This is a genomic window from Oceanospirillum sp. (genome assembly GCF_048265165.1).
Taxonomy (GTDB): Bacteria; Pseudomonadota; Gammaproteobacteria; order Pseudomonadales; family Halomonadaceae; genus Oceanospirillum.
Genome location: NZ_JBLXCD010000010.1, coordinates 1 through 11,956, shown reverse-complemented (window position 1 = coordinate 11,956; position 11,956 = coordinate 1). Strand labels below are relative to the sequence as shown.

Below are 11,956 nucleotides of genomic sequence, written 5' to 3'. Positions count from 1 at the left end.
TCTGATATAAGGAGAGCAGGTTAATTATCAGAGATAGGGCCTTTGCCGGGCCTGATGGTGAGACTGCAGTTGCTGATGATCATAGGGTATGCCCGACAGAGAAGTTCTGGGCAAACCCAATAGCATCCGTATAATGCGCCCTCATCAGACGCAGCAGAATGATACGGCATAACAGGTAAAGTGATTCTATGAATGATGCAAAGGCAGGCTCTAAGGCACAGGCTGTATCCAGTGCGGTGCGCCGTAAAAAGCAGACCCAGAGTCTTGAGCCCCGTAATGCACCGGTTCAGGACCGATCCAAACAGCGTTCCCGGCAGATTATTGATGTTACCGGTGAGTTACTGGAAGAGGTGGGTCTGGATGATCTGAATACGATTCTAATTGCTAAAGCGGTGGGAATCTCAGTGGGTTCACTGTACCACTATTTTCCGAACAAGCAGGCGATTTTGCACGCCATGGGAACCCGTTGGCTGGAGCAGGTTGAAGCGGCTTTGGATGAAATCGCCCGTTGGCCGGTAGAAACACTGCCGCTGCCTGACCTATTGTCGAAAATGCTTAAAATCAAGCTGGGCGTTTACCGTCGTCAGAAGGCGATTCTGACCCTGGTTCAGGCGATGTTTTCTGTGCCTGAACTGCGGGAGCTGGATGAGCGCCATGATGATCTGGAGATCAGCCGTATGGCAGAGGTTTTTCGCCGTATGGGGATCCGGCTTCATATTCGTGAGCGTGAGCGTCTCGGGCGACTCTATCTGGAAGTCACCCACAGTGTTTTTCTGGTCGTGGTCAATCAGAAGGGAGACCGCGCAAAGCGCACACTGGCGGATCTTGAGTTTATGCTGAACGCCCTGTTGGCGGGGTATCTGTCTGATTCTGACAGCTAAACCGGGCTTAAAGCTATCTCACCGGGCTTAAGGCATTACCACCTTGGTTCATTCCTGTTTTGCCGTTCTGAAGGGCTTTATTCCCTCTGAGGGGCGCTGTTATCTCTGAGTAAAACCTGTTCTCACGGTCAGGTCGTTTTAATGTATAACGACAACGAAGAGTGAGATCAAAATGACACAGGCAAAAAAGCTACAGCGGATACGTAGTGAATATAAAGCAGCTGATGGTGCAGATGAACCTATCCGTCTTGATCGGGTTATCTCGGGTAAGCCGATGGAGAGCGTGGAAAATCTCTTCACCAATAGCAAAGAAAACTTCTTTTGTGGCGTCTGGTCGTCAACCGAAGGCAAATGGAAGCTGAATTACACCGAAGATGAGTTCTGTTATCTGATCTCAGGCCGCGCTATTCTGACCGATGCGGAAGGTCATCAGGAGATCCTGAGTGCCGGTGACGCTTTTGTGATTCCGGCGGGCTATAAAGGCAGCTGGGAAACCATCGGTCACGCGAAAAAGTTCTACGCGGTTTATGAAGAGAGCGAAGGCTGATTCTCAGTGCATGTTTCTTTGATCGGCCCGTTGAACTGAGATACCTGAAAGCCCGGTCAGCCACATAGCTGACCGGCTAAAGCCCGCTTTACAGGTTGTCAGTCTTACTGTAGGTCGCCCTTTAGGGCGTCGATGTTTACTCCGTTCCAGCGCTGACGGGCAACCTCTGGCCCTCACTCAAACTCAATCCAGGTGGTTTTCAGTTCGGTGTAATCATCCATGGCGTGCAGAGACTTATCACGACCATTACCGGACTCTTTAAAGCCACCGAACGGAACCGTGATATCACCACCGAAGTAGTTGTTAACCCCCATGGTGCCGGTACGAACTGCGGCGGCAACTTTGTGGGCGGTATTGATATTTAAACTCCATACCGCACCCGCCAGGCCGTAGGGTGAGTCATTGGCGATGCGTACCGCATCTGCGGCATCTTTAAAGCGGATCACGGACATGACAGGGCCGAAGATCTCTTCCTGTGCGATGGTCATTTTGTTGTCTACTTCGGCGAAAATGGTCGGTTCGTGGAAGAAACCACCCAGCGGATGCTGCATTACCTTACCGCCGTAAACCAGCTTGGCGCCTTCTTCGATCCCCTTCTGCACATAACCCTGAATGGTATCCAGCTGGCGCTGATCCACTACGGGACCCATGTTGGTTGATGGGTTCAATGGGTTATCCGGACACCAGTTTTTGGCTCGCTCCAGCACCCTAGCCAGAAAGCTATCGTAGATCTCATCCTGAATCAGCAGGCGTGTGCCTGCGGTGCAGGTCTGACCTGAGTTAAAGAATCCGGCCAGTACTGCGGCATCCGCCGCTTTTTCCAGATTGGCATCGGCGAACACGATATTGGCGCTCTTACCACCCAGCTCTAGGAAGGTGCGTTTTAGATTAGACTGACCGGAATACTGCATCAGCAGTTTGCCCACGCCGGTGGAGCCGGTGAAGGTCTGACCGTCGATATCCGGGTGTAAAGACAGATGCTTACCCAGGTTAACGCCATCACCGGGCAGCACCTGTAACACACCGGCAGGTAATCCGGCCTGATGAGCCAGTTCTGCGATTTTAAGTGCTGTAAAAGGCGTTTTCGGGTCCGGTTTTAGGATCACTGAGTTACCGGTTGCCAGTGCTGGAGCCAGTTTCCAGGCTGTGGTCGACAGGGGGAAGTTCCAGGGAACAATCGCAGCGATAACACCCAGTGGCAGGCGCTTCACCAGTGCCAGTGTATCTGCGGCGGTGGGCGCGATCTCTTCATAGACCTTATCGGTGGCTTCCGCGGTCCAGCGCAGGGTGTTCAGGCAGCTGGGCACATCAACATAGAAGCAATCACTGATCGGCTTACCGGCGCTCAGACTTTCCAGCAGGGCGATCTCAGCGTGATTCTCTTCGATTAGGTCAGCCCAGCGCAGCAGTACGCGCTTACGGTCACCGGGAGCCATTGCTGACCAAACACCGGACTCAAAGGTGTCACGGGCAACCTTAACCGCAATATCGGCATCTTCCGGGCCGCAATCTGCTACTTCTGCAATCGTTTCGGCGGTCGCGGGATTTACCACCGATTGGGTTTCACCGGAGCGGGCGCTTACGTTTTCACCATTGATGATGGCGTAGTTTGGCATGGCGATGGTGTCGGCCATCTCCTGCCAGTTGAAATCAGTTGCGGCGGCTTGCTGGGAGGTCATATTTTTATCCTGCTATGCTTTTTCTCGGGATGCGAGTGTTCTTATTTGTTGAAAGCTTTTGAGAACGCAGATTAGATAATGCGAATCATTGTTCGGATTTTGCGTTGTGTTTTATCCTGCCGTCAAGTGTGCGCTGAAGAAAGGTGACCGGATATATCACCGGATAGGTATTAAGTCGGACAATGGGAAAAAAGGTCTTTGGTTATAGCTTCGATGGTGGGCAGTAATATATAAATTCTTTATATACTAATTATAACAATCATGAGATAACTAAAAAGTGCAAGGGATAAATACAGTAGCAGTCTACTGTGATCAGGGAGGAATATTTAATTGGTTTGCGGCTTGCAAACCACATAATTGGTTTGCGACTTGCAAACCTCACCGTCATAAGGCGATTAAATATGATGACCCCCACAAATGAGGTTAACTATGGTTAATCCTCAGAATCTCAATTTAAAAACCCTTCTTCTTGGCTCTATGGTTCTCGCCCTTTTATTGATTATCAGCATTATCAGTTACATCAATATCACAGGCTTCTCTTCGACGTTCAACACCCTGACTGAAAAAGAACTACTCCCCAGTATTGTGGATAAAGGCAAACTGCAGATCGAGTATCAGCTGAGTGAGCCTATTATTTTGTCGCGGAGCATTGCTGAGAATACGTTTATCAAACAATGGTCAGAAGGTGATGAACCCAGTGAGGTGACGGCATCTGTGGTGAATTATTTGCAGAGCTTCGTGAGCAATAATGGCGCAGCGATGTCATTCTTCGTTTCTGATTTGTCCAACAATTACTACACCAATAAAGGGCTCTTTAAACAAGTGTCACGGAGTGAGCCAAGGGATAGTTGGTTTTATAACTCGCTGGCATCAGGCAAAGACGTTGCCCTGAATATGCAAGTTGACGAAACAACCAAGAATCTCACGGTATATGTCAACGTGTTAGTGAAAGGAGAAGATGGTAAGGCGATAGGCGTTGCGGGCCTTGGCTATGATGTTTCTGCCATCATTAACATTGTTGAAAGTGCCAAGGTGGGTGAGGCGGGTTTTATGTTTCTGCTGAATACCGATAATCAGGTCGTTGCCCACCCGGATAATAGCCTTATTGGCAAATCCATCGACCAGTTAGGCTTTGACAGTTCACTGGTCACCAGTATGAAAAACAGTGCTGAAGAGGTCAGTATTGGTAAAGGCAAATTAGAAGGGCAGCAGATGTACGTTGCTTCCACCATACTGGGGAGTATTGGCTGGCGCCTGGTGACTGTATTGCCTCAGGCTGAGCTAACCGATCAGGTGAATAGCGTTGTCAGCAATTCTATTTTCTCCGGTATTGTATTGGCGGTGATATTCATACTGGTCTTTTATTATATTGCCCACAGTGTTAGCAAAAGCATTACCGGGGTCGGTGATAAGCTGAACAGTATGGCGGCATCGGGTGGTGATTTAACCCTGAAACTGGATGACAGCGCCCGAAATGAACTGGGTTATCTGGCCAGTGGTTTTAATGCCATTCTCAGTAAATTTGCCGAGTTGGTACGTGAGATTACTCAGGCAGAGCAGGCGATCAGTGCCGGTGTCGGGCAACTAAAAAATATTGCAGAAGAATCGGTACAGTTATCCGATAGTCAGCAGCAGCAAACTGAAATGGTTGCCACGGCTATTACTGAAATAGGACAAACCATCAGTGAGGTCTCATCGATTGCCCAGACCACTGCAAATGATACCTCCAGTGCGGTAAAGGATACGCACAGTACCAATGATGTGATAATTCAGCTTTCCGCAACGATGACGGATTTGGCCGAGTCGATGACCGGTAGTGAAAAGTCGATCTCAGAACTGGCCAATCAGGCCGACTCAATTAACTCTGTGGTTGATGTTATCAGTGGTATCTCAGAACAAACAAATTTACTGGCACTTAACGCCGCTATTGAAGCAGCCCGGGCCGGTGAACAGGGACGTGGTTTTGCCGTGGTGGCAGATGAAGTGCGCACCCTGGCGAGTCGGACGCAGGATTCCACCGAAAAGATTCGCACTCAGATTGAACAGCTACAGGAGGCTGCCGCGGCATCACTTGCGGTCACAGAAGAGGGCGCAAAAAGTAGTTCTGCTCTAGCAGAACAAGCTGTTGAAGCCTCTTCATCACTGACTTCAATCCGTAATCGTTTCGATATGATCAGTGAAGGGAATATTCAGGTTGCAGCGGCGACGGAAGAGCAGGCTGCTGTTGTGAACAGTATTAATGAATCAGCCCAGTCAATTTCGGATATGGCAAGTACGATACACAACAGTTCGCAGAGTCAGATTCGTGAAGTGGAAACTTTAAATCAGCGTGCAGAGCATATGCGACGAATCATCTCTCAGTTTAAAGTTTAAAACGCCCGAATACGCAACCCCTTGATAGGGACGTTATCACTGGCCGTTACTTGTCAAAGTAAACGGCCAGTTTTTTTTTATTCCTCATCTGCCGTTTTCGCCAGCTCTTCCAGATACGCAGAAAGAATCTGATTCGGCCGTGCCCCTTTTCGGGTAATGGCGCTGTAGTGAGTATGAAAAAAGCGTTTCTCCGGTTGCAGTGGCCGTAACCGGCCTTCAGTAACCCAGCGTTGGGCGTAGTGCGTGGGCAGAAAACCGATATAACGACCACTCAAAATCAAAAAAGCGATGCCCTCTCGATCCGTGGAGCTGGCGCTGGCTTTTAAAATCATCTGCTGCTTTTTAATCTGAGCCGCCTGGGCGTAGGCGGGCAGCACCGCATCATAATCCACCAGCTTTTTATCACTCAAGCGACGATCATCCTGCGGATACAAAGGGTGCTGGTAGCTGCAATAGAGCAGGGATTGCTCCTGATACAGAGGTTGATACTCAATGCCGGGCAGCGTGCGCAGATCCGGTACTACGCCAATATGCAGGCTGCCATCCAGCACGGCGCTTTCAATATCATTGGGCGGGATCATACGGATATTGATCACCACCTCCGGCCCCCGATCTTTTAAGGCGGCCAGTGCCCGGGTAATTCTCATTTGTGGCACCGTCACCATGTTGTCGGTGATGCCGATATTCAGTTCACCCTTCAGATCCCGGTTAATGGCATTGATCTGACTGCGGAAATCCTCCAGCCCCGTTAACAACTGCAGCGTTGCCTGATAGACGATCTCGCCCTCCTCGGTGACGGAAAAACCGGAGCGCCCCCGATGACACAAACGGGCATTAATCAGGCTTTCCAGTTCCGTAACCGCCTGACTGATCGCTGGCCGGCTGATATTCAGCTGTACTTCGGCAGCGGCAAAGCCACCGGATTCCACGACCACCTTAAAAATACGTAACAGGCGAATATGAGCATCGCCGATCTGGCGAGGTAGGAAGTTATCTTTCTGGCTCATAGCTGATCTCTATTGCAGCGCTTCTGGATATCAGAACAGGCGCGGAGCTATTAGTTAACTAAAAAGTTAACTCAGAGTAAATATGTTGGGATTTAATAAACTAAAAAACGGCTGATAATAAAGAGACGATCAAGGTGTTACCCGTTACCACCTGTCTGTTCACAGGGTTTAGCCGAAGCGGCGGTTAGTCAATAATCCAACCCTATGCAGGCAGAGGAATCCAACAGTCATTTTTACCGAGGTGTGATATGCCTTCTAACGATAGCCTGAAGCAAAAAGAACAGCGCATGGCGAACTGTGATTTAACCCAGTCACAACTGGATGCCCACTGGATGCCTTTCTCCAGTAACCGAGAGTTTAAAAAAGATCCACGTTTACTGGTTTCAGCTGAAGGCCATTATTACACCGATGCGGATGGTCGCAAGATTTTTGACGGTCTATCGGGTCTTTGGAACTGTGGTGCCGGTCATGCCCGCCCTGAGATTGTTGAAGCGGTTAGCCAGCAGGTAAAACAGTTAGATTATGCCCCTGCCTTTCAGTATGGCCATCCTAAATCTTTCCAGCTTGCTGAGCGCATAACGGATCTTATGCCGGATGAGCTAAGCCGTGTTTTCTTTACCGGCTCAGGTTCTGAAGCGGTTGAAACAGCGCTGAAAATGGCCCGGGCTTATTGGCGTAAAAAAGGTCAGGGCACTAAAACCCGCTTTATTGGCCGTGCCAAGGGCTATCACGGGGTGAACTTTGGCGGTATCAGTGTGGGCGGCATCGGCCCGAACCGTGTGCTGTATGGTCAGGGTATTGATGCGGTGCATCTGCCCCATACGATGTTACCGGATAATAAGTTTGTGCAGGGTATGCCGGATGATGGCGCGCACCTGGCGGACTATCTGGAAGAGCTGCTTGCGGTAAGTGATGCCTCTAATGTAGCTGGGGTTATTGTGGAGCCCATGGCGGGTTCTATTGGCGTGATTCCACCGCCAAAAGGCTACCTCAAGCGCCTGCGCGAGCTATGCGATAAGCACAACTTACTGCTGATTTTTGATGAAGTGATCACCGGCTTTGGCCGTATGGGTTCTTACTCCGGTGCGGAAGAGTTTGGTGTAACGCCTGACCTTATGATTGTGGCTAAGCAGATCACCAACGGTGTTGTTCCTATGGGCGGCGTCATCGCCAAACAGGAGATCTACGACACCTTTATGGATAACGGTGGCAATGATTATATGATCGAACTGCCACACGGTTATACCTATTCGGCACATCCGCTGGCCTGTGCCGCAGGTTTAGCCTCTTTGGATATTCTGGAAAAAGATCAGCTGATTCCGCGTGTTAAGCAGATGTCACCTAAATTTGAAGAGATATTGCACAGCCTTAAAGGTTCGCGCCATATTACGGATATCCGTAACTATGGCTTAGCGGGCGGTATCACGCTGGAATCTGCACCGGGTGAACCGGCTCTGCGCCCTTATCAGGTGGCTATGAAGTGTTGGGAAAAAGGTTTTTATGTGCGTTACGGCGGCGACACCCTGCAGTTGGGTATGCCCTTTACCGTTGAGACCGATGAGATAGACAGCGTGATTAACGCAATCGGTGAATCTCTGAACGAAGTTGATTAAGACAGCAGCACCTTTACCCAATTTAAGCACCAGGAGCGAATCCATATGACAACGACATCAGATACAACCATTGGCCACCTGATCAACGGCAAAATTGTGCAGGACGCCGAGCGCAGCCAGCCGGTTTACAACCCTTCAACCGGTGCAATCAGCAAGCAAGTGGGTCTGGCTTCAAAGGCCACCGTTGAAGAGGCGATAGCCACTGCACAGGCGGCTTATCCTGCATGGCGACAAACACCACCGTTGAAACGTGCCCGTGTGATGTTCCGCTTTAAGCAGCTGCTGGAAGAGAACGCGGATAAGATTTGTGCCATGGTTGGTGAAGAGCACGGCAAGATCGCCCATGATGCTATGGGTGAACTGCAACGGGGTATCGAAAACGTTGAGTTTGCCTGCGGTATCCCTGAATTACTAAAAGGCGAGTACAGCAAAAACGTTGGCCCGAATATCGACTCTTGGAGCGAATTCCAGCCACTAGGTGTTGTTGCCGGTATCACCCCGTTTAACTTCCCGGCCATGGTGCCGATGTGGATGTTCCCCTTGGCCATCGCCTGCGGTAACACCTTTGTGCTGAAGCCCTCTGAGCGTGATCCATCCTCAACGCTTTATATTGCACAGCTATTGCACGAAGCAGGTCTGCCGGAAGGCGTACTGAACGTGGTCAACGGCGACAAAGAAGCGGTGGATACCCTGCTGACCGATAAGCGCATCAAGGCGGTTAGCTTTGTGGGCTCCACACCGATTGCGGAATATATCTACGCCACCGCTAATGCCAACGGTAAACGTTGTCAGGCGTTAGGCGGCGCGAAAAACCACGCTATTGTGATGCCGGATGCGGATATGGATAACGCCGTTAACCAGCTGTTGGGTGCGGCTTTTGGCTCCTCCGGTGAGCGTTGCATGGCCTTGTCTGTGGCTGTTGCCGTGGGTGATCAGGCCGCTGATGCACTGGTCAGCAAACTGCAGGAAGCGATGAAACCGCTGAAAGTCGGCGCATTTTCAGATCAAAGTAATGACTTTGGCCCAGTGATTACCGCTGCACATCGGGACAAAGTAGTCGGTTATATCTCCAGCTCTGAAAAAGATGGCGCAACCGTTGTGGTTGATGGCCGCGAACCTCAGGTAGCCGGTTACGACAACGGCTTCTTTGTGGGCGCAACCCTGATCGACCGTGTAACACCGGAGATGGTTAGCTATAAAGAAGAGATCTTCGGCCCCGTGCTGCAAGTAGTGCGCGTCAACACTATGGAAGAAGCGATGCAGCTGATCAATGATCACGAATACGGCAACGGCACCTGCATCTTCACCCGCGACGGTGAAGCCGCTCGTTACTTCTCCGATATGATCGAAGTGGGCATGGTGGGTATCAATGTACCCCTGCCGGTGCCGGTTGCGTACCACAGCTTCGGCGGCTGGAAACGCTCCCTGTTTGGAGATCTGCACGCCTACGGCCCGGATGGTGTTCGTTTCTACACCAAACGCAAAACCATCACCCAACGCTGGCCTTCCAGCGGCGTACGTGAAGGCGTCAGCTTCGCCTTCCCGAGCTGATCGACAGTCCTTACCTCTCTACGCACCGTAAAAAGTGCACCTTTTGATGCTTGTTGCCCCGGTTGACCGATCGGGGCTTTTTTGTAGATCGGCCTTTAGGCCGTCGCCTGTTTTGACTCGTTCCCACGCTCCGCGTGGTAATGCATACCGGTCTTACACTGTATTGCGCGGCATCCAGCACCGGAATGACTCATTCCTCATGTTCTACGTGGTAATACATACCGCCCTTACTTGAATTCCTCCGCCTCCAGCGCCGTAATCTGTTTGTAGATCGCCTCAGCCTCCTCCGTCAGAAACGAATAACTTTTAATATCGCCATTACGCTGAGCCAGCATCGCCTGCTCCAGCTTAGCCGCGTATTCCTTTTTCAATTTCTTGGTCGGGTCAGACTTAAAGAGAGAAAACATAGATGTACCGCCTGCAGTTAAAAAGAGTGTCAGGGGTTGTACGGGGAAAGCGGGTAAGTCGATGACAGGCAGGGTGATGGGTACTCAGGACACAACTCGTTCCCATGTTCTACGTGGGAATGCCTATCGATCTAACCGGCAAGTACGGCATGGCTGGCTGGAAAGGATAATTATAATACATGGCTAAATATACAGTATATTTTCGGGTTTACTGAAAATCATGCTTAGTTTGTCCGACTTAATGCTCAGTTTACCGGTGCGAAGAAATTGGATAAGCTGTAAATTCAATGAATTATAGGAACGGGCGCGGCAATAACAGGCGCACGGTTATTGGCGTATATGCGCATACGCGTTTAGCAGGAAAGCAGTCAGATCAGAAAATGGATTTTTCCTTTCTAATCAAACACTTCTTTGCTTTTAGGCCGGTATATTGAAACCGGCGAAACGAGCATGCCTATGATTAAAATGTTATAGCTCAGGAGTTAAACTTGAATATTTCAACTCAATTTATTGAATTCTATAAACTGATACACCAAGACTTAAACAAGTTTGAGTTTACTTTAGGTCATAAAAATCGTATCTATATTCCACTATTATCTTCTGCTATAGACCATTCGATTGCTATTACGTTTTTAAATAAAGAATATATGACAACATCTATGTACGCGTTAATCAGGCCTAGCTTAGATAATTATTTACGAGCTATGTGGGTGAAATATTGTTGTGAAGATAGTGATATTGAGATAGACCTAACGAAAATGCATATGCCCAAGAGAATAGAAGTTCTTATAAAAGAAGTTGATAACGCTGTGCCTGAATTCAAAAGTAATGCCTATCTTGAAACAACTTTAGGGACATTAATGCCAAACCTTCATGATTTTACTCACGGTGGAATACAAAGCATTGCAAGGCAATACACAGAGGACACATTAACTAATATCCGTGATGAGCAAGAAATACTTTCAGTGCTAAAGTTTAGTGTATTTATTTCATCATTAGCATATAACGAAATAGTGAAGTACAACGTAGGCTCAGAACTACTACAAGAACAAAAAATAAATGATTCGGCTAAACGATTGTTAGAACTATAACAAGTTACTTAAACGGACAAAAAACAGTTGGCTTTTGCTCGTTCCTCGCTATTTTAGCCAACAATTTTATTGCCGCTTAGCAAAGCGTTCAGGCTGTAGAAAAACCTCCCGAACTATGCTCTGATCGGGTTTTGAAACGCAGGAGGCGGTGATGGCTCGATTCAAGCACTACGACTACAACCAAACGTCGATGGTGGTGATCAATTATCAGGATCAGTTGCAGCCCGGTACTTTTGAGCATGCTCTGCACCACCTCGTTTCTGAAAAGCTGGATCTTTCAGCGTTTCATCAGCCTTATAAGAATGATAGCGAAGGTCGCCCAGCCTACGATCCCGCTATTTTGCTGAAAATCATCCTGTTTGCTTATTCCAAAGGCATCACCTCCAGCCGTGAGATTCAGTGGTGTTGCGAAACCAATATCATCTTTAAAGCCCTGTCTTGCGATACCGTCCCGCACTTCAGCACCCTTGCTCATTTTGTCAGCAGCCAGCCCCAAGCCATTGAAGATCTGTTTGAACAGGTGCTGCTGATCTGTGATCAGCAGGGGCTTTTAGGCCATGAACTCTTTGCCATTGATGGCTGTAAAATGCGCTCCAATGCGGCTAAGGAATGGTCGGGCACCTTTAAAGAACTGGAACAGAAACGCCAGAAACTCAAACGCCTGATCCGCCATCACCTGAGTGAACATCAGGACAAAGACCGCTGGGAAAGTGAAGACGAACTGGATCGTGATATCCGCAAAGCCAAAACAATACTCACGTTAGATAAAGCAGCCAAGAAGGTGGATCACTTCTTACAGAAAAGCCA

10 protein-coding genes are annotated in these 11,956 nt (G+C 49.1%); 7 read left to right on the top strand and 3 right to left on the bottom strand.

All coding sequences use genetic code 11. The annotated features are described in order from the left end of the window. The first annotated feature begins 188 nt into the window (after positions 1–188). Positions 189–881 (top strand): TetR/AcrR family transcriptional regulator, encoded by a 693-nt coding sequence (locus tag ACN0R8_RS15170; RefSeq protein ID WP_417598870.1) that lies wholly within the window; start codon positions 189–191, stop codon positions 879–881. A 172-nt stretch (positions 882–1,053) separates the two neighbouring features. Further along, a complete protein-coding gene (locus tag ACN0R8_RS15165; protein WP_417598868.1) occupies positions 1,054–1,428 on the top strand; it encodes a cupin domain-containing protein in 375 nt (124 codons plus the stop codon). 173 nt (positions 1,429–1,601) lie between these two features. On the opposite strand, the gene ACN0R8_RS15160 is transcribed toward ACN0R8_RS15165, so the two are convergent. After that, entirely contained in the window at positions 1,602–3,107 is a 1,506-nt protein-coding gene (locus ACN0R8_RS15160) for an aldehyde dehydrogenase (protein WP_417598866.1), read from the bottom strand. A 429-nt stretch (positions 3,108–3,536) separates the two neighbouring features. Between ACN0R8_RS15160 and ACN0R8_RS15155 the strand changes: the two genes are divergently transcribed. Next, positions 3,537–5,480 carry a methyl-accepting chemotaxis protein gene (locus ACN0R8_RS15155; RefSeq protein WP_417598864.1) on the top strand — a complete coding sequence of 648 codons (1,944 nt, stop codon included), beginning with the start codon at positions 3,537–3,539 and terminating at the stop codon, positions 5,478–5,480. Positions 5,481–5,557: 77 nt separating this feature from the next. Here the strand turns inward: ACN0R8_RS15155 and ACN0R8_RS15150 are convergent, their stop codons facing one another. Next, complete coding sequence (locus ACN0R8_RS15150) at positions 5,558–6,487, bottom strand: LysR family transcriptional regulator (RefSeq protein ID WP_417598862.1); 930 nt, start codon at positions 6,485–6,487, stop codon at positions 5,558–5,560. 248 nt (positions 6,488–6,735) lie between these two features. Here ACN0R8_RS15150 and ACN0R8_RS15145 point away from each other — a divergent pair, with 248 nt between their 5' ends. Together ACN0R8_RS15145 and ACN0R8_RS15140 are read left to right on the top strand one after the other, a co-directional pair. Continuing rightward, the gene (locus ACN0R8_RS15145; RefSeq protein ID WP_417598860.1) at positions 6,736–8,100 is read left to right on the top strand and encodes an aspartate aminotransferase family protein; all 1,365 of its coding nucleotides are present in this window, start codon (positions 6,736–6,738) and stop codon (positions 8,098–8,100) included. A gap of 45 nt (positions 8,101–8,145) precedes the next feature. Then, positions 8,146–9,651: a CoA-acylating methylmalonate-semialdehyde dehydrogenase gene (locus ACN0R8_RS15140; RefSeq protein WP_417598858.1), complete on the top strand. Its 1,506-nt coding sequence runs from the start codon at positions 8,146–8,148 to the stop codon at positions 9,649–9,651. A gap of 227 nt (positions 9,652–9,878) precedes the next feature. Here ACN0R8_RS15140 and ACN0R8_RS15135 read toward each other — a convergent pair whose 3' ends face one another. Beyond that, positions 9,879–10,058, bottom strand: coding sequence for a DUF6435 family protein (locus ACN0R8_RS15135; protein WP_417598856.1), 180 nt, complete (start codon positions 10,056–10,058; stop codon positions 9,879–9,881). Positions 10,059–10,546: 488 nt separating this feature from the next. Here ACN0R8_RS15135 and ACN0R8_RS15130 point away from each other — a divergent pair, with 488 nt between their 5' ends. Then, positions 10,547–11,149: a DUF6988 family protein gene (locus tag ACN0R8_RS15130; protein ID WP_417598854.1), complete on the top strand. Its 603-nt coding sequence runs from the start codon at positions 10,547–10,549 to the stop codon at positions 11,147–11,149. Between the two features lie 151 nt (positions 11,150–11,300). Then, positions 11,301–11,956 (top strand): transposase (locus tag ACN0R8_RS15125; RefSeq protein ID WP_417598852.1); only part of this gene is annotated, 656 nt, incomplete at its 3' end.